Below are 17,825 nucleotides of genomic sequence, written 5' to 3'. Positions count from 1 at the left end.
TTGGCGTCGATGCTTTGAGGAGGCTGAAACTAGCCGGCCTGCTCGATGGCGGGCAAAGTTGAGAATTTGAGGCGGTCAACGTTGACGCGCAGGAGCCCTCATTCCTGACGCCTCCGTCGAGCCGCCTCAAATCCTCGTTGTCGCAAAGCGATGCGACGGAGAGGACTCTAGCGTGATGGATCCGCCGCGATCTTCCATGAACTTCCGCTCCTTATAAAGATCTGGATATTAAATGAGCCGCAGCCAATCCAAAGCTTGGCTCAAGGCGAGCGCTTTGGACGCCTGCGACGATCGAGGCGAGAGGCGCAGGCAAAGCCGCGCCAACGGTCGGCAATTGCGTTTCAAGAGAGGGCGGAATAGAGAGTTTCTCGCGATCGTCCGGCAAAACAAGGGCCCGGATCGCGGCAGCGCGATGGAAAAACATGCGGAACTACGCCAATCCGACGAATTTCCTGGCGGCGGCCCGCGTGGCGACGCCGATCCTCGCGACGCTGACCGGCGCGCTCTTGGCCGTCGGTCTTTACCTCGCATGGTTTGTCGCGCCGCCGGATTATCAGCAGGGCGAGACCGTCCGCATTATGTATCTGCACGTGCCCGCCGCGTGGCTGTCGATGTTCATCTATGTGACGATGACGTCGGCGGCGCTTGGCAGTCTCGTCTGGCGCCATCCGCTCGCCGACGCCGCGCAAAAGGCCGCCGCGCCGCTCGGCGCGGGCTTCACTTTTCTCTGCCTCGTCACCGGCTCGCTGTGGGGCAAGCCGATGTGGGGCGCCTGGTGGGTCTGGGACGCCCGGCTGACCTCCGTGCTGGTGCTTTTTCTGATTTATCTGGCTCTTGTCGCGCTCTGGCGCACGATCGAGGACCCCGGCAAGGCGGCGCGGGCGGCGGCGATTTTCACGCTTGTCGGCGCTGTCAATATTCCGATCATCAAATTCTCGGTGGATTGGTGGAACACGCTGCATCAGCCAGCTTCGGTCTTCCGCATCGGCGGCCCGGCGATCGCGGGCTCGATGCTCTGGCCGCTGCTCGTGATGGCGCTGGCCTTTACCCTGCTGTTCGTGACCCTGCATGTCATGGCGATCCGCAATGAAATCTTGCGCCGGCGCCTGCGGCGGCTGTCCATCCAGACGGCGGACGCCGATCGCGGCGAATTTTCCGCGCCCGCCTCGCTCGGGACGGCGCAATGACGCAGGACCCGCATTTCCTCTACGTCGTCGCGGCCTACGCCCTCGGCTTTGTCGTCATCGGCGCGATGATCCTGTCCATCCTGCTTGATTATTCCAGCTTGAGGCGGGCTCTGGCGCGCTTTCCGCAGCGCGCGAGCGCGGACGATCCTGAGCGTCCGGCGCGATGACTTCGACCGATCATCCCGCGGTCGCGCCCAGAAAACGGCGTTCATGGCTGGTGTTCCTGCCGCTGCTTTTGTTTGCCGCGCTCGCCGGGCTGTTTCTGCTGCGGCTGTTTGCGGGCGACGCCTCGCGCCTGCCCTCGGCCCTGGTCGGCCGCCAGGTTCCGGCCTTCGCTCTGCCCGGAGTCGAGGGCCTGCCCCGCGCCGACGGCTTTACCGACGCCGATCTGCGGCAGGGACATGTCACCGTCCTCAATGTGTTCGCCTCCTGGTGCGTCCCCTGCCGCGAGGAGCATCCGGTGCTTACGCGCATCGCCGACAATGCGGCGCTGAAGGATCAGGGCGTGCGCCTCGTCGGCCTCGCCTATAAGGACGCGCCGGACAATGTCCGGACGTTTCTCGGCAAGCTCGGCAATCCTTACGCGACCATCGGCGCCGACGAGAAAGGCCGCGCGGCGATCGACCTCGGCGTCTATGGCGTTCCGGAAACCTTCGTGATCAAGGGCGACGGAACCGTGGCCTATCGGTTTGTCGGCCCGCTTTCCGACGAGGATGTCGCCAAGACTCTGCTACCAGAGATCGAGAAGGCCGGGCGTTAAGCTGCCCGCCTGGAGCATTGTCAGCGCAAGCGCAGACTGTAAATTCCCATGCGCTGAAAGCCGCAAAGACCAGCAGCCCAGTGGCGTGGTTCACCCGCCAAAAAAACTTCCGAACACGCTAGAGCGCGGCGCGAACGATTTCGTCGCGCGCCCGTTCGCGTTCCATCTAACAACCAACAAGATGGAGGCATTATGGGACAGTTTGACACGCCGCGGACCGATCTCGCCGACTCGGAAACGGCCAGTCTGATCGCAGCCAGCAAAGTCAACGGCACCCATGTCTATAATTCAGCCGGCGACTCTCTGGGCTCGATCCATGACGTCATGATCGACAAACAATCCGGAAGGGTGGCCTACGCCGTCATGTCCTTTGGCGGTTTCCTTGGCATCGGCGAAGAGTATCATCCCCTTCCCTGGAATGTTCTTCATTACGACGAACAAATGGGCGGCTACGTCATCAATGTCGCCCCAGAGCGTCTGAAGGAAGGCCCGGCCTTTTCGGCGAATGAGTCGCCCGACTGGTCGACCGGCTACGGAAAGCGGGTTGACGATTACTATGGGTCGGGACAGGCGATCATGTAGCCTATAGCCCATATCGGGCTCTGCAATCGAAGCGGTCCGCGCGGCGCGCGGACCGCCCTTCGCTGCGCCTGACCCGCTTTAGCAAGTCCGCTACACCCTTGACCGCGCCGGCCTAAGGCCGGTGTGACCGCGCTACCGCTCGCTGGCGCTCGGAAAGCGCCACTTGCTGTCCCGCAAGGGCAAGAAGGCGCCGTCGTCCGCGCCCACTTCTTGCGCGATTCGGGCGTTGAGCTTTTCATTCATCGCCATGATCAACTCCGCATTGGCCTTCGGCTTCGCCGCCAGATTAGTAACCTCGTCTTCGTCCTCCTGAAGATCGTAGAGTTCGAGGTCGTTCTGGGCCAAAAGCTCCTCAAAACTCGCCGGCGTGTTGAACGCCAATGGCGAGAAATAGCGGCTGAAGCGGTAGCGCCCGTCGAAGACGCTGCGGATCGCGCAGCGATTGTGGAAATCCGGCTCCTCTTTCAGCAGAATCGCGATTTTCTGTGCGAGCGGCATGTCCGAGTGCTTCAAAAACTCGTCCATCCTCTTGGCCCATTTCGCATCCTGAAACGACAGCATGTTGTAATTGTACAATGAACCCGGCCGCAGGGAGTCAAAACTCGCCTTCTCCGGAGCAGCCAACAACCTCGAGAAATCGCGGCCGACCAGATCCGCCCCGGCTGCCTTTAGGCTCGGCGCGCCGGCGCCGGTCAAAGCCATCAGCGTCGGCGTCAAATCGATCTGCGACGTCACCGCCTTGCAGATTCGTCCGCCCGGATAAGCGGGGTGGACGATCATCAATGGCAAATGGTTCTGTTGCCTGTAGGCGGAATTGCCCTTGCCGCGCATTTGATGATTGCCGCCGAGTTCGCCATGATCCGCGGTGAACACGATGATTGTGTTCTTGTCCATGCCATTGGCTTTGAGCGAATCCAGCACGCGGACTACTTGCTGGTCGCAGTCGCGGATGCAGTTGTAATAATAGTTTCGCAGCAGCCTCCAGCGGCGGTCTTCGTCCGGCCATGCGCCGACCAGAACGTCCTGGACGTCCTGATAGATTTTCTGCGCGCTCGGGCGCCCCGGCGCATCAAACGCCTGGCTTCTCGTGGCTGGCAAGGGCGTATCCCACTCGGCCTGATAGATTGCGCTGGCGGGCGGCCGGGCGATCGCCATGGCCGTGTCCTTGCCCTGAACGGTTTCGCCGGGGAGATCCGAATTGACATACATGACGTCATGCGGATTGACGAAATTGACCGCAAGATACCAGGGCTTGCCCGCCTCCCTCAGCTCTTCGCCCTTGGTGCGCAGCCAGCGCGTGACGAAAGCCGAGGTGGTGTCGTCGAAATTATAGCCGCCGAGCGTCGTGTCGTTGATATCTCCGACGCCAAAGAAATCCTTAAAACCGTAGCTCTCGATGATCTGCCTGTATTTGCTGAAGGGCGCATCGATTGCGTGCTTGGCCTGATCGAGGTTGACGCTGAGATGCCATTTGCCCTGATAAGCAGCGTAATATCCAAGTTCGGTCATGCGGTGGCCGATGGTCTTCACCGCCATCGACATGTCGGCCTGCCACAGGGAATTTGCGTTGTCGAAAATGCCCGTGTGCTGAATGTGCAGCCCGGTATAGATCGTCGACCTCGCCGGCGAGCAGACGCAGGACGCCGCCTGATGATTGACGAAGGTGACCCCGTTCGTCTTGATCCACTCGCGGCCGGGGACGGGCATCGGCCAATCCTCGAAGAAATGCTCCTGATCGACCAATATGAACAGGATATTATAGCCGCCCGGGGGCGAATCCGGCGCGATGGGAGAGGAGCCAGCCGCCTCGCCCGTCGACGCGTCAGCCATGGCGGCGCCGGGCAGAAGATTGGCGCCGAGAAGGCCGGCCCCGGAAGCGACGACAGCGCGCCGCGACAGATTGCGGCCGCGGTCGGGCTTCTCTGTCACGCGGACCTCCAGTGAAGCTGACCTTCTTGCTCGTGGGCTGGACTTAGTTTGAATAGCCGCTGCGCATTCAACCGTCCAATTTTCTGGCGATCTTCTTCGCTGATGGCGCAATGGTCGAACCATTCAACCGCCTGCTCCGTCCGCTCATAGGGATAGTCGATCGCAAACATCACGCGATCCGCGCCTATTTCGGCGATGACGTTCAACAAGGTCGGCGTATGAAAATTGCCGCTGGTGGTGATGTAGAAATTATCCTTGAGATATTGCGCGACCGGCTTTTGCAGCCTCCTGCCGAATGAAGCGTAGTCGAAGCGGTTCTGAAAGCGCCACATCATGGGAATAAGGCCCTCGCCAAGATGGCCAATGACGATTGTCAGCTTGGGAAAGCGGTCGAACAGCCCGCTTGTGATCAGCCGCAGCGCATGGGTCGCTGTTTCGACCCCAAAGGCCCAAGCGGGGCCAAGAAGCTCCTTGTGGCCGTCATAGATCATCTGCTGCGAGTCGAGAGGGCCGCGCGGGTGCAGGTAGAATGGAACGCCGAGATCAGCGACGCGCTCCCAGAACGGCAGAAACTTGCGCAGATCGTAATATTCGCCGGTATCGAGATCGCCGATATTGCTGAAGCCATTCGCAAGCGCGCCGACAAATCCCAGCTGCTTGACCGCGCGCTCGAGTTCATCCGCCGCGGCTTTCGGATCTTGAAGCGCGACGGCGGCAAAGCCAGCGAAGCGCGTCGGATGTCTGGCGACAAAGCGCTCCGCGAGCTCATCATTGGCGCGGCTGGCGATCATGGCGGCCTTGTCGCGATCGGGCTCTATCTGGACGCCGTCCGCAGTCAATGACACCAGCTGCATTTCGACGCCATGCGCGTCCATGTCCGGCAACCGATATTGCTCGACGTCGACGAGACCGTCGTCGATCCTTTTCTGGACTTCGGGCCTCACCCCGAGCGCCGGCAAATAGGCCTTCGCGTCTTCCGACACGAAGTGCTCCTCGAGTGCAATTTTTCCGATCATGGGATGGGGGTGGCCGCCGAGAGTGGGGAAGATTTCGGCTGCGATGATAGGCCGCTGACGCAAGTTGTCGAGACAATCGCGAACCGGCGTGCGCCGGCGCGGCTTTTCCCAAATGGGTTGCGCAGCCCGCGCCAAGCTCTCGATCAGGCGCGGCGGACTATGCCCGCCCCACCAGCTTCAGCCAGTCCTCTTCGCTGATCGTCTCCACCCCGAGCTCCGCCGCCTTGGCGAGTTTTGACCCCGCCCCCGGCCCGGCGATCACGAGGTCGGTCTTCTTCGACACCGAGGCCGCCACCTTGGCGCCTAAACGCTCGGCCATGGCCTTGGCCTCGTCGCGCGTCATGCGCTCCAGCGCGCCGGTAAACACCACGGTCTTGCCGGCGACGGGAGTATCCGAGACGATCTCCTCCATCGGCTGCGGGTTCACATGGGCGAGCAGCGCATCGAGCGCCTCCTCGTTGTGCGGCTCGGCAAAAAAATCGGCGACCGCCTCGGCGACGACTTCCCCTACCCCCTCGATATTATTGATCTCGGCGCGCGCCTCCGAGCCGGGCGCCGCGGCGCGGCCAGTCTCCCGCAGCGCCGAAAAGGAGCCGAAATGGCGGGCGAGCCGGCGCGCATTGGTTTCGCCGACATGGCGGATTCCAAGCGCATAGATAAAGCGGTTCAAGGCCGGCGCGCGGCGCTGTTCGATCGCCCGAAACAGATTGCGGGTCGAGGTTTCGCCATAGCCCTCGCGGTCCTTCAGCTTTTTCAGCGCGGCTTTGTCGCGCGCTTCGAGCGTAAAAATATCCGCGGGCTTCGTGATCAGCCCGTCATGATAAAACTGCTCGATCTGCTTGTCGCCCAGCCCTTCGATATCGAGCGCATTGCGCGAGGCGAAGTGTTTCAGTCGCTCGATCGCCTGCGCCGGGCAAATGAGGCCGCCGGTGCAGCGGCGCACGACATCGGCGACGCCGGTTTTTTCGTCGATCTCGCGGATCGCGGCCGAGCCGCAGATCGGACAATGATCCGGAAACACATAAGGCTTCGCCTCGGCCGGGCGTTTGTTCAGAACGACGCCCAGCACCTGCGGAATGACGTCGCCCGCGCGCTGGATCCTGACCGTGTCGCCGATGCGGACGTCCTTGCGCGCGATCTCGTCCTCATTGTGCAGCGTGGCGTTGGCGACGGTGACGCCGCCGACGGTCACGGGATCGAGCCGCGCCACGGGCGTCAGCGCGCCGGTGCGGCCGACCTGGATTTCGATATCGCGCAAAACCGTCGTCGCCTGTTCGGCCGGAAATTTATGCGCCACGGCCCAGCGCGGCGAGCGCGAAACAAAGCCAAGCCGCTCCTGAAGCACAAGAGAATCAACCTTGTACACCACGCCGTCGATGTCATAGCCGAGCGCGGCGCGCTTCTCCTCGATCGAGCGGTATTTCGCGATGAGTTCTTCCGCCGAATGGCAAAGGACCATCAGCGGATTGACCGGGAGCCCGTAGGATTTGAACGCGGCGACCATGCCCATTTGCGTGCCGGCCGGCGGCGCGGGCAAAATCTCGCCCCAGGCATAGGCGAAGAAATGCAGCGGCCGGCCGGCGGTGATATTTGGATCGAGCTGGCGCAGCGAGCCGGCCGCGGCGTTGCGCGGATTGGCGAACAGCGGCTTGCCCGCCTCCTGCTGGCGAACATTCATCGCGGCGAAATCAGCGTGGGTCATATAGACTTCGCCGCGCACTTCGAGGACTTCGGGCGGCTCCCCCTTGAGACGCGCGGGGATCTCCGCGATGGTCCGCACATTGGCGGTGACGTCCTCGCCCTCAAAACCGTCGCCGCGCGTCGCCGCCTGGACAAATTCGCCGTTCTCGAAGCGCAGCGAGCAGGAAAGCCCGTCGATTTTCGGCTCGGCGGTGATCGCCAGCGACGCCTCGGTGGGGAGGCCAAGAAAGCGCCGGACCCGCGCGACAAAATCCTCGACTTCCGCCTCGCTGAACACATTGCCGAGCGAGAGCATCGGAATCCTGTGGCGGATTTTCGCGAATTTTTCCGATGGCGCGGCGCCGACTTTTTTGGTGAGCGAATCCGGGCTCGCGAGTTCGGGAAAGGCGCTCTCCAGTTCGCCGTAGCGGCGGCGCAGCCGATCATATTCCGCGTCGGAAACCGTCGGCGCGTCCTCGCGATAATAGCGCGCATCATGCGCGGCGATCTCGGCGCCGAGCCGCGAATGTTCGCGGCGCGCCTGCGCAAGCGTCATCGCGTCAATAGGTTTTGCGCTCATCTCGCCAGAATTAGCATGGCGCGCGCAGTGAGAGAAGACGGCGGCTGCGCGCCAATCACCCCTATCGGCTGACAGACATCAAAGGCGGCCTGATGATCGCCTGCACCGCATGCACGCCGCTATCGTCGCCGATCGTCTGCTGCACCTGAACCGGATTTGCGAGCGGCGGCAGCTTGAGGCCCGACTGCAGCAAATGCACGACGTAGGACGAAACACCCGCCGGCTTAATGTAGGCGTTGTAGAGGACGCCGTTGATGCGGTCATTGTAGACAAACGAGCCGTCCGACTGTTTCTTGAACTTCCCAGACGCCACCGTCGCGACGAAACCGCCGAAATCGAGCCTCAGCCCTTCGAGGTCCGGACGAATGCCGTTGCTTGCGTTGTTCAGCGTGGTGCTGGAATAAAAACTGAATGCGTCCTCGTTTGGTTTGGCGCCATACGTAAACTCCAGATGCGACATCCTGTAGTCGGTAAACGGCAGACCGGGCGGCGCTGGAACGATGGCGACGTTGCCGGCGAGGTTAACAAGCGTTGCGGCGACCGTGTTGTTGGAGCTGTTGAAGACCCACATTTTCGACGAATCGGTAGCGAACGCCGGGAACAACGGCACGTAGATCTGTTTGCTATCGGGCGTCGCGGCCGCATAGCCGGGAACAGCCGGCACGGCTTTGCCGGCCGTAATCAGGTTCGTCCGCGTGTCGAGGATGGATATAAATCCTTGAGCCTCACCCCATGCAGTAGCATAAAATCCCGTAACATAAACGTATTTTCCGTCCGGGGTCACGGTCATCTGGGCGACGTTCCGTGGAAGACCCACAAAAGCAATGAGCGTATTGATCTTCAGATCAATCACGCCGATTTCACAAATATCGATCCCCGCCACGCATCCGGTAACGTAGACGCGCTGACCATCCGGATTGATCGCGAGATCGTAGGTTTGGGTGAAGTTACTAAGGTCAACCGCCGCCGCCGCCACGTTGAGATTGAGGTCGACGATAACGAGATCTGAGTACGGGCCGAGATTGCGCACGACGACAGCGCGCTTCTGATCTGGCGTCACGGCCAGCCTGTCCGGCGCCCCGCCGAGCGGAATTGTCGTCACCGTCTTGCCGGTTGCCGTATCGATAACTTGAAGGCTATCGGCGGACCCGACATAGATGCGCTTGCCGTCTTGCCCTGCGACCACATTGCGGCCCAGGATCGAGCCCGTCACCCTGTTTGTGGCGGCGTCGATCACCGCTATGTTATCCTGCAGAGGTCCATATTCATTTTTCTTATATGCGACATAGACGCTTTTGCCGTCTGGGCTTATCACGATGCTGTTTGGGATTCCCGCCACCTGCACCCGCGCCGCAACCGCGTTGGTTCTCGTATCGATCGCCGCGATGTTTTCCTTACTGCCAGACTTCTGGCATATGGCGTATACGGTCTTGCCGTCCGGCGAGACCTGGCTATTTGCGGGGAGGCACCCGAGCTCGATCTTGGCGACGACCTTGTTGGTTCCCGTGTCGATCACTGACAGGGAATCTCCGCCGTTCACATAAGCGAAGGGCCCGACTGGCTGCGGCCACGCAGACGCCTGCTCCAGCCATGCCATCGCTCCGAACGCCGCGATGACAATGGCGAGCAATGTCACGACGTTAACCGATGCGAACGCCGACTTGCTGCGGTTTATGATGTGCATAATCATACTCCGTCTGCGCCTCCGCCATATAGACATGGCGCGGCCTCGGCCAATTCGTTTCGTTAAAAAATCTGGGGGAAGCGTAGTGTTGTCGTTTTCTGGCGTCAAGTGGGCCGGTCAAAAGGCTTTGAACGTGGCGTGTCAAGCAAATGACATGAATAGAATCGCAGCAAATCCTCTGCGCAAACGCCAACAACATACTTTTGGAAAGCGCATCGGCAGATCGCCGCCTCTGCACACGAAATGATCCAAAGTCTCCGCAATTTTTGAGCGGCCGTTCCAAGGACGCCTGCAAGGTCACAGCTGCGGCGGCAGACTTCAAGCAGGCAGCGCGTCCCGGCTCACTTCGCGCGCTGCATCAGCCGCGCCGCGGCGGCACGAGCCTCATTGGTGATGGTTGCGCCGGCGAGCATGCGCGCGACTTCCTCGCGCCTAGCGTCCGCCGCCAGCGCCATGACGCGAGTCGCCACGCGGCCGGGCTCTGCGGCGTCCTTGGCGATGCGGAAATGGCTTTCCGCCTTGGCCGCGACCTGCGGCGCATGGGTGACGGCGAGCACCTGCACGCGGCGGCCGAGCCGCTCAAGCCTTTGGCCGATGGCGTCGGCGACGGCGCCGCCGACGCCGGTGTCGATCTCGTCGAAGACGAGGGTCGGCGCGGACCCCCTTTCAGCGAGCACGACTTTCAGGGCCAGCATGAAGCGCGCGAGTTCTCCGCCGGAGGCGATCTTCATGAGCGGCCCGGGCCGCGTGCCGGGGTTGGTCTGAACCCAGAATTCGATCGCGTCGATCCCTTCGGGGCCGGCCGCCTCTGGCCCAATCGCGGTCGAAAAACGCGCTCCTTCGAGTTTCAGCGGCGCGAGTTCGGCGTTGACGGCGCGATCGAGCGCGATTGCAGCTGTTTTCCGCGCGGCCGACAGCTCTTTTGCAGCCTTCCCATAATCGGCCTCGGCCAGCGCCACATCCTTCGTCAAAGCCTCGAGCCGCGCCTCGCCGGCGTCGAGCTCCTCAAGCGCGGCCGCAAAATTTTCCGCAAGCTGCGGCAGGCTATCGACGGGCGCGGAATATTTACGGCTCGCGGCGCGAAGGGCGAACAGACGCTCCTCGACCTGCTCCAGTTCGCGCGGGTCATAGTCGGCCTCCCGCAGCGCCTGGGCCAGCGCCTCGCCGGCGAGGTCGAGCGCGGTCAGGACCGCGTCCAGCGCCTGCGCCGGCGGCTCGATCAGCTGCGGCGCCTGCGCCTCTCGCCGCTGCAGCCGGCGCAGCGCCGCCGACAAAGCCGACATCGGCGAATGATCGCCTGCAACGGACTCATAGGCGTCGCGGAGATCGGCAGCGACCTTTTCCGATTGCATCATCAAAGTGCGGCGCGCCGCGAGCGCCTCCTCCTCGCCGGGTTCGGGGCTGAGTTTGTCGAGTTCGGCAAAGGCGTGGCGCAGGTAATCGGCGTCCGCGCGCGCCTTGGCGATGCGGACCTCCTCGCGGGCTTTTTGCGCCGACAAATCGCGCCATCTGCCATGCGCGGCGCGGGTTGCGAATAATTGCGGCTGAAGCCCGCCATAGGCGTCGATCAGGGCGCGGTGCGTCGTCGAATCGACCATCGCGCGGTCGTCGTGCTGGCCGTGGATCTCGACAAGTTCGCGGGTGACGAGGCGCAGCGCCTGCGAGGTGACGCGCTGGTCGTTGACGAAGGCCCGCGTTCGCCCGTCGGCGAGTTGCACGCGGCGCAGGATCAGAGAGCCGTCGGTCTCGATATCCTGCGCGTTGGCCGCCTTCAGGGCCGGATGGTCGGGCGCAAGGTCGAAGGCCGCGGTGACCTGGCCCTGCGCCTCGCCTTCGCGGACAAGGGAACCGTCGCCGCGCGCGCCAAGGGCGAGGGAAAAGGAATCGAGCAAAATCGATTTGCCGGCGCCGGTCTCGCCGGTCAGCACGCTGAGGCCGCCGGCAAAACTCATGTCGAGCCGGTCGATCAGGACAATGTTGCGGATGGAGAGCTGAACCAGCATCGCGGCGCCGCTTTTCCCGCCCGGGGACCTTGTGTCAAGCCGCAGGCGGGGAAAGCCGCGCGACATGCGTTCTTAACGCATGGCGCTGAAAAATTGCAGAGATTTCACGCTGGCACAAGGCTCAGCAGCGATCGGGTGCGGACGGTGCGGCCTAGCCGAGGCCCAGTTTCGAGAAGGCCTTGGAGATCCACGAACCCTTGTCCTCGGTCGGCTCCAGCCCATCGGTCCGCAGCAGCGCGTAAGCGTCTTTGTACCAGACCGAATCGGGGAAGTTGTGGCCAAGGATCGCGGCCGCGGTCTGCGCCTCCTGCGGCACGCCCAGGGCCAGATAGGCCTCAGTCAGGCGCATCAAGGCCTCCTCGGCGTGGCGCGTCGTCTGATATTTGGCGAGCACTTCGCGGAAACGGCCGACGGCGGCGACATAATTGCGCTGATTAAGATAGAAGCGCCCGACCATCATTTCCTTGCCGGCGAGCTGATCGCGCGTCACCTGCAGCTTGTAGCGCGAATCGTCGACATATTCGGATTTCGGATATTTCTCGATGATCTGCGCAAAAAGATCGGCGGCCTTGGCGGAGCGGTCCTGATCGCGGCTGATGTCGGGAATCTGGTTATAATAGGACATCGCCTCGAGATAATAGGCGTAGTCGACGTCCGCGGCCTGCGGAAACAGCCCGATATAGCGCTTGGCCGAGCCGATAGCGTCCTCATAGGACCCGGCTTGATACTGGGCGAAGGTGGTCATGATGAGACCTTTCCTCTGCCATTGCGAATAGGGGTATTGCTTGTCGAGCGCGGCGAAGGACTTGGCCGCGGCGGGATAGTCCCTCACCTTCAGGCGGGCAAGCCCCTGATTATAGAGATCCTCGGCCGGCGTATCCTTGAGGATTTCCGGCTTGTATTTGTCGCCGCTGAACCAGTTCATCGGGTTCAGCGAGTCAAGCATGTCGGCGCTGGCGGCGGCGGGCAGCGCGAGCGCGCCGGCAAGTCCGAGCGCCAAGCGCCAAGAACGCCCCATAGAGCGCCTGATGGAGCGCCGCGCGGGGGAAATGCGAACAGCCTTCAATGCATGGGTCATGCGGATCGCTCGATCGTCGTCCGTGAAAAACACTTGTGTCTCACGCCGGACGGCCGCTGAGGGCCATTCCTGCGCGGATTTAGCTGTGCGGCGTCACAAAGGCATTAGTGTGGCGCCGCCGACCCTCGTGAAGCCCCGCGATCATTTTTCCAAAGCGATGGCGCCGTCGCCGACCGGGAGACGCCCCGTTCAGCTCGACTGCCGGCGCAGGAAAGCCGGGATTTCGAGCTGGTCCTCTTCGCTGACGCGGGTCTGATAGGCGGCGCGCGGATCGGGTTGCGGCGGCCGCTGCTGCGGCGCCGGCTGCTGCGGCCGCTTGCCATATTCGGCCTGCACCGGGTTTGGCCCCTGCGGGCGCGGCTGCGGCAGCCGGAGCTGCGGCGCCTGCTGGCGCTGCTCGGGCGAGATGGCGACGCCCGGACCTTCGTCCTGGCGGCCGGCGCCGAAGGAGGCAAGTCGCTCCAGCAGCGAGCGGCGCTTCGCCTCGGGGTGGGGGTGTTGCTGCGCCGGGGCCTCGCCACGCTGGGCGCGAAGCTGGTTTTGCGCCGGCAGCGGCAGATCGTCGATCTGCGGCATTCTTTGCGGCCGCACCACGGGCGATTCCGGCGCCGCGGGGATGAATGGGCCGGGATCGAAATGATCGTCGATTCGCGCCTGCGGCTTGGCCGGCTCGGCGTAGCGATGCTGCGGCGCCTGGGCCTCCTCAATATAAACGCCCTGCGGCGCGGCGGCATATTGCGGGCGCGTCTGCGGCTGCGGAATGCGCTCCTCATAGGCTTCGCGGACTGGCGGCGCATAGACTTCTGGCGCTGCGGCATGTTCGAACACGGGCGCGGGCGCCGTCTCGATCGGCCGCGCCGCAGTCTGCGCGCGCAGCCGGTTGGCGACTTCGGTGATGCGGTTCTCGGCGGCGTTGAGCTCATAGACGCCGGCCGGCTGGTCGATGCCGGTGGCGACGACCGAGACGCGCACGATGCCGTCGAGCGAGGAATCGAAGGTCGCGCCAAGGATGATATTGGCGTCCTCGTCGACTTCCTGACGGATGCGGCCGGCCGCCTCGTCAACCTCGTAAAGGGTGAGGTCATTGCCGCCGGTGATCGAAATCAACAGACCCCGCGCGCCCTTCATCGACACTTCGTCGAGCAGCGGATTGGCGATCGCGGCTTCCGCCGCGAGAATGGCGCGCCGGTCGCCCGATGCCTCGCCGGTGCCCATCATCGCCTTGCCCATCTCGCGCATAATGGCGCGCACGTCGGCGAAGTCGAGATTGATCAGGCCTTCCTTGACCATGAGGTCGGTGATGCAGGCGACGCCCGAATAGAGCACCTGATCGGCCATCGCGAAGGCGTCAGCGAAAGTGGTCCGCTCGGTCGCGATGCGGAACAGATTCTGGTTCGGGATGATGATCAGCGTGTCGACGGCTTTTTGCAACTCGTTGATGCCGGATTCCGCGAGCCGCATCCGGCGCGAGCCTTCAAACTGGAACGGCTTCGTCACGACGCCGACCGTCAGGATGCCCATGTCGCGCGCGGCCCGCGCAATGACCGGAGCCGCGCCCGTGCCGGTGCCGCCGCCCATGCCGGCGGTGACGAAGCACATATGAGCGCCGGACAGGTGATCGCGGATTTCCTCGATCGCCTCTTCCGCCGCGGCGCGCCCAACCTCAGGCTGCGAACCAGCGCCGAGGCCTTCGGTCACTTGCAGTCCCATCTGGATGATGCGTTCGGCGCGCGACGAGGTCAGCGCCTGCGCGTCGGTGTTGGCGACAATGAAATCGACCCCGATCAGCCCCGAGACGATCATATTGTTGACGGCGTTGCCGCCGGCGCCGCCAACGCCGCACACCATGATGCGCGGCTTGAGCTCGCGGAGCTCGGGTGCTTTGAGATTGATCGTCATCGTCTGGCCTCTCGACGTTGGAGCGCCGGTGAAGGTCGCCCAGGATTGGTTTGGTTCATTTGGACGAAGCGCTCGAGGCCGCCACCCCTTGCGTTCCGCTTTCGACTTTTTTGCCCGACCGCTTCGCGCGGCGCTCAGGCGATCCTTTCGATCACAGGGCTTTGGGAGGTCCGCTCCTCCCTAAACCCAAGCGATCAGAAACTGCTCTTCAGCCAGCGCCCGACGCGCCCCATATAGCCCGGCGACTCAGAAGCCGCGATGCTCGGGACCCGCGAAGGCCGGAAATGTTCGTTGCCGCTGACTTGAGGATAGACCAGCAGGCCGACCGCCGCCGAGAAGGCCGGGTTCTTGGCCGATTCCGGCAGCCCTTGCACGCCGAGCGGGCGTCCGAGGCGAACCTGGCCCGACAGGATGCGCTTGGCCGCCTCCGGCATGCCGGAAAGCTGGCTCGCCCCGCCCGTCAGCACGATGCGCCGTCCGGCATGAGCCGGAAACCCCGAAGCCTTCAGCCTGTCGCGCACGACCTCGAGGATCTCCTCGACGCGCGGCTTGATGATGGAGATCAGATTGGATTTCGGCAGATGCGCCGGGTGGTCGCCGTCCTCGCCGACCTGGACGACCGCGACGGTCTCGCGCTCGTCGGAGGCTGAGGTCATGCAGGCGCCGTAAAGCGTCTTCAGCCGCTCGGCGTCGGCGAGCCGGATGCTGAGGCCGCGCGCGATATCGGTCGTGACATGATTGCCGCCAAGCGCGAAGCCGTCGACATAGGTGAGATTGCCGCCGGCGAACATGCTGACGGTGGTGGTGCCGCCGCCCATGTCGATGAGGGCGGCGCCGAGTTCGGCTTCATCGTCGGCCAGCACCGAAAGGCCAGCGGCGTAGGGCGTCGCGACCATGGCGTCGACGCGCAGATGGCAGCGCTCGACGGCGAGCATCAGATTGCGCGCCGCCGCAGCGTCGCAGGAGAGCACATGCATCTCGGCGCCGAGCTCTTCGCCGATCATGCCGCGCGGATCCTCGATATGGCGCGTCTCGCCGATCGAGAAGCCGATCGGCAGGGAATGGAGGACCGCGCGCCCATCGCGCCCGCCGTGCGCCGTGCAGGCTTCGAGCACGCGATGGATGTCGGGCTGCGCGACCGCGCGGCCGCCGATCGCGACCTTGGCGTCGAACAGCTGCGAGCCAAGACGGCCGCCGGTGCCGTTGATGATCACGCTTTCGACCTCGACCCCAGCCATGCGCTCGGCGGCGTCGACGGCGCGCCGGATCGAATCCTCGATCGCGTCCATATCGATGATCGCGCCGCCCTTGACGCCGCGCGAGCGCTGGTGGCCGATGCCGAGAATGCGACAGCGATGCGTGCGCCCCCTTGGAGCCTCGGACGACGTATTGGGATTGAGCCGCGCGATCAGGCAGACGACCTTCGAGGTGCCGATATCCAGCACGGATAAAATCGCGCTTTTGCGTTCCGACAGGGGACGCAGGCGCGGCGGCAGGGTCTCGAAACTCATATCTGGCCGCCTTTCGACTTTGGCTTATGCGCGGCGGCCGCAGCGGCGCGCTCGGCGCTCGCCTCTTCCGTCAGCCGTGCGGTCATGCGGCCCGGCTGGCGCAGGTCGATCGAGAGCACCGCCTTGTCGAGAACGCGTGATTCGCGCTGTAGCCGGACGAGCGTTTCGACCGCCGCGGCGGGATCGGTTTCCGGCAGCAGGACATCGACGCCATCGGCCATCTTGAGGTTCCAGCGGCGGCCTGAAACGAAAACCCCGGCTCTGATTTTTTCGCGCAGGGGGCCAGCCGCCTCCAGAATCGCGCGATAGTCGTCAAGCCTCATATTGGCGTCGTCGCCGACGACGAGCGGCAGATTGGCGAAGCGCTGGTCGCGCAGATCGTCGATCATCATGCCGTCGGTCGCGACGATGTGGACCGTTCCATCTTTCTGCCAGAGCGCCGCGGGCTGGCGCTCCTCGATCTCGATCAGCAGGCGATTGGGGTAGAGCTTGGCGACGCTAACTTCCTTGACGAGGGGAATCGCGCGCAACCTGTCGCGCACCCTGGCGACATCGAGGAAGGGAAGCGAATTGCGCTCGCCAATGCCGGCTGCGGCCAGGATTTCCGCTTCCGTGAGCTCGTTCTGGCCGGCGATCGTCACGGCCTTGATGCGAAAACCGAGCGCCCGCGCCATGATGTCGGCGGGCTCGCCATAGGCCTCGACCATCGCCTGATAATGACCGCCCCTCACCGCGCCATAGACGCCAGTCGCGGCGAACAGCGCTACGACGAAGACGAAGGTCGCGCCGCTCCCGCTCAGCCGCGCGAGCAGACGATGACGCGCGCCCTGCCTTGGCCGGCGCGCCCGCGGCTTCGCCATTTGCGCGCGCCGGGCAGCCGCCGCCGGAGCGGCGAGCGCCGCGCCGAAAGGCGCCATCTGCGCAAATTCGCCCTGCCTCGCGGTTAGCGATCGCAGGAAGCGTCTTCGACCATCCATCGAACAAGCTCACCAAAAGATATGCCGGCATATGCCGCGATCTCTGGCACCAGCGACGTCTCGGTCATTCCGGGTTGGCTGTTGACTTCGAGCACGACGAGCTCGCCTGTCCCTTGAGGCGTATCGTCGTAGCGAAAGTCAGTCCGGCTTACCCCGCGACAGCCGAGCGCTCTGTGCGCCACAAGAGCTAACTCTTGTACATTTTGGTAAACAAATTCTTTAAGATTTGCCGGAAGGATGTGGATCGAGCCGCCAGCCTTGTATTTTGCGTCATAATCGTACCATCCGCCGTCCGCGGCGCGGATTTCGGTGACGCCATAGGCCTTGTCGCCGATGACGGCGCAGGTCAGTTCGCGTCCGGCGACGAAGCGTTCGACCAGAACGAGGTCGCCATAGGCCCAGTCGTCGCGCGTCAGCTCCTGCGGCGGATGCGTCTGATCGGCGCGCACGATGATGACCCCGAAGGACGAGCCCTCGCCGAGCGGCTTGACCACATAGGGCGGCGTCATGACATGCGCCTTGGCCGCCTCGAAGCGCCCGATGGTGACGCCCTCGGCCACCGGCACGCCGGCGGCGCGCAGAACATCTTTGGCGCGATCCTTCTGCATGGCGAGCGCCGAGGCGAGCACGCCGGAATGAGTATAAGGAATGGCGAGCATTTCAAGCACGCCCTGGATCACGCCGTCTTCGCCATAGCGTCCGTGCAAAGCATTGAGGGCGGCGTCGGGCCGCAGCGCCGCGAGCTTTTGCGCGATGTCGCGGTCGACGTCGAGCGTCGTGACCCTAAATCCTTCCGCTTCGAGCGCCTTGGCGCAGGCGGCGCCCGAGCGCAGCGAAACCTCGCGCTCAGCCGAGAGTCCGCCCATCAGAACGGCGACATGTTTGCTCATTGGGACTTCCGTTTTTTGGTGAAGGCGGCATTGCGGAGTTTTAGGAAAT

General features: G+C 63.5%; 14 protein-coding genes. 4 read left to right on the top strand and 10 right to left on the bottom strand.

Translation table 11 applies throughout. The features are described from left to right. Positions 1-422 precede the first annotated feature (422 nt). From MSIL_RS17785 to MSIL_RS17770, 4 genes are all read left to right on the top strand, one after another. Positions 423-1,187, top strand: a complete 765-nt coding sequence (locus MSIL_RS17785) for a heme ABC transporter permease (protein ID WP_012592463.1) — start codon at positions 423-425, stop codon at positions 1,185-1,187. After that, entirely contained in the window at positions 1,184-1,354 is a 171-nt protein-coding gene (gene ccmD, locus MSIL_RS17780; protein WP_012592462.1) for a heme exporter protein CcmD, read from the top strand. The genes MSIL_RS17785 and ccmD overlap by 4 nt, the downstream gene beginning before the upstream one ends. Next, positions 1,351-1,947: a DsbE family thiol:disulfide interchange protein gene (locus MSIL_RS17775; protein ID WP_012592461.1), complete on the top strand. Its 597-nt coding sequence runs from the start codon at positions 1,351-1,353 to the stop codon at positions 1,945-1,947. Before ccmD ends, MSIL_RS17775 begins: the two co-directional genes overlap by 4 nt. Before the next feature lie 192 nt (positions 1,948-2,139). Continuing rightward, positions 2,140-2,529 (top strand): PRC-barrel domain-containing protein, encoded by a 390-nt coding sequence (locus tag MSIL_RS17770; protein WP_012592460.1) that lies wholly within the window; start codon positions 2,140-2,142, stop codon positions 2,527-2,529. Positions 2,530-2,661: 132 nt separating this feature from the next. On the opposite strand, the gene MSIL_RS17765 is transcribed toward MSIL_RS17770, so the two are convergent. The 10 genes from MSIL_RS17765 to MSIL_RS17720 form a co-directional block, all read right to left on the bottom strand. Next, positions 2,662-4,458, bottom strand: coding sequence for a sulfatase family protein (locus MSIL_RS17765; protein ID WP_012592459.1), 1,797 nt, complete (start codon positions 4,456-4,458; stop codon positions 2,662-2,664). Beyond that, positions 4,455-5,474: an amidohydrolase family protein gene (locus MSIL_RS17760; RefSeq protein ID WP_012592458.1), complete on the bottom strand. Its 1,020-nt coding sequence runs from the start codon at positions 5,472-5,474 to the stop codon at positions 4,455-4,457. Before MSIL_RS17760 ends, MSIL_RS17765 begins: the two co-directional genes overlap by 4 nt. A gap of 157 nt (positions 5,475-5,631) precedes the next feature. Next, positions 5,632-7,734, bottom strand: a complete 2,103-nt coding sequence (ligA, locus tag MSIL_RS17755) for an NAD-dependent DNA ligase LigA (RefSeq protein WP_012592457.1) — start codon at positions 7,732-7,734, stop codon at positions 5,632-5,634. Positions 7,735-7,795: 61 nt separating this feature from the next. Then, positions 7,796-9,418 (bottom strand): YncE family protein, encoded by a 1,623-nt coding sequence (locus MSIL_RS17750; RefSeq protein ID WP_012592456.1) that lies wholly within the window; start codon positions 9,416-9,418, stop codon positions 7,796-7,798. Between the two features lie 341 nt (positions 9,419-9,759). Next, positions 9,760-11,421: a DNA repair protein RecN gene (gene recN, locus MSIL_RS17745; RefSeq protein WP_012592455.1), complete on the bottom strand. Its 1,662-nt coding sequence runs from the start codon at positions 11,419-11,421 to the stop codon at positions 9,760-9,762. Between the two features lie 151 nt (positions 11,422-11,572). After that, the gene (locus MSIL_RS17740; protein WP_012592454.1) at positions 11,573-12,439 is read right to left on the bottom strand and encodes an outer membrane protein assembly factor BamD; all 867 of its coding nucleotides are present in this window, start codon (positions 12,437-12,439) and stop codon (positions 11,573-11,575) included. 249 nt (positions 12,440-12,688) lie between these two features. Continuing rightward, positions 12,689-14,398 (bottom strand): cell division protein FtsZ, encoded by a 1,710-nt coding sequence (ftsZ, locus tag MSIL_RS17735; RefSeq protein ID WP_012592453.1) that lies wholly within the window; start codon positions 14,396-14,398, stop codon positions 12,689-12,691. Between the two features lie 194 nt (positions 14,399-14,592). Next, on the bottom strand, positions 14,593-15,909 hold the full coding sequence (gene ftsA / locus MSIL_RS17730; protein ID WP_012592452.1) for a cell division protein FtsA: 1,317 nt from the start codon (positions 15,907-15,909) through the stop codon (positions 14,593-14,595). After that, positions 15,906-16,826, bottom strand: coding sequence for a cell division protein FtsQ/DivIB (locus MSIL_RS17725; RefSeq protein ID WP_341871978.1), 921 nt, complete (start codon positions 16,824-16,826; stop codon positions 15,906-15,908). The genes ftsA and MSIL_RS17725 overlap by 4 nt, the downstream gene beginning before the upstream one ends. Positions 16,827-16,852: 26 nt before the next feature. Then, a complete protein-coding gene (locus tag MSIL_RS17720; protein WP_012592450.1) occupies positions 16,853-17,776 on the bottom strand; it encodes a D-alanine--D-alanine ligase in 924 nt (307 codons plus the stop codon). Positions 17,777-17,825: the final 49 nt, after the last annotated feature.

The organism is Methylocella silvestris BL2 (genome assembly GCF_000021745.1).
Classification (GTDB): domain Bacteria; phylum Pseudomonadota; class Alphaproteobacteria; order Rhizobiales; family Beijerinckiaceae; genus Methylocapsa; species Methylocapsa silvestris.
This window is presented reverse-complemented; position numbering and strand designations above follow the sequence as displayed.

Coding starts and splice junctions, on each gene's coding strand:
- MSIL_RS17785 (WP_012592463.1), top strand. CDS start 423: ATGCGGAACTACGCCAATCCGACGAATTTCCTGGCGGCGGCCCGCGTG.
- ccmD (WP_012592462.1), top strand. CDS start 1,184: ATGACGCAGGACCCGCATTTCCTCTACGTCGTCGCGGCCTACGCCCTC.
- MSIL_RS17775 (WP_012592461.1), top strand. CDS start 1,351: ATGACTTCGACCGATCATCCCGCGGTCGCGCCCAGAAAACGGCGTTCA.
- MSIL_RS17770 (WP_012592460.1), top strand. CDS start 2,140: ATGGGACAGTTTGACACGCCGCGGACCGATCTCGCCGACTCGGAAACG.
- MSIL_RS17760 (WP_012592458.1), bottom strand. CDS start 5,474: ATGATCGGAAAAATTGCACTCGAGGAGCACTTCGTGTCGGAAGACGCG.
- ligA (WP_012592457.1), bottom strand. CDS start 7,734: ATGAGCGCAAAACCTATTGACGCGATGACGCTTGCGCAGGCGCGCCGC.
- MSIL_RS17750 (WP_012592456.1), bottom strand. CDS start 9,418: ATGCACATCATAAACCGCAGCAAGTCGGCGTTCGCATCGGTTAACGTC.
- recN (WP_012592455.1), bottom strand. CDS start 11,421: ATGCTGGTTCAGCTCTCCATCCGCAACATTGTCCTGATCGACCGGCTC.
- MSIL_RS17740 (WP_012592454.1), bottom strand. CDS start 12,439: ATGGGGCGTTCTTGGCGCTTGGCGCTCGGACTTGCCGGCGCGCTCGCG.
- ftsZ (WP_012592453.1), bottom strand. CDS start 14,398: ATGACGATCAATCTCAAAGCACCCGAGCTCCGCGAGCTCAAGCCGCGC.
- ftsA (WP_012592452.1), bottom strand. CDS start 15,909: ATGAGTTTCGAGACCCTGCCGCCGCGCCTGCGTCCCCTGTCGGAACGC.
- MSIL_RS17725 (WP_341871978.1), bottom strand. CDS start 16,826: ATGGCGCCTTTCGGCGCGGCGCTCGCCGCTCCGGCGGCGGCTGCCCGG.
- MSIL_RS17720 (WP_012592450.1), bottom strand. CDS start 17,776: ATGAGCAAACATGTCGCCGTTCTGATGGGCGGACTCTCGGCTGAGCGC.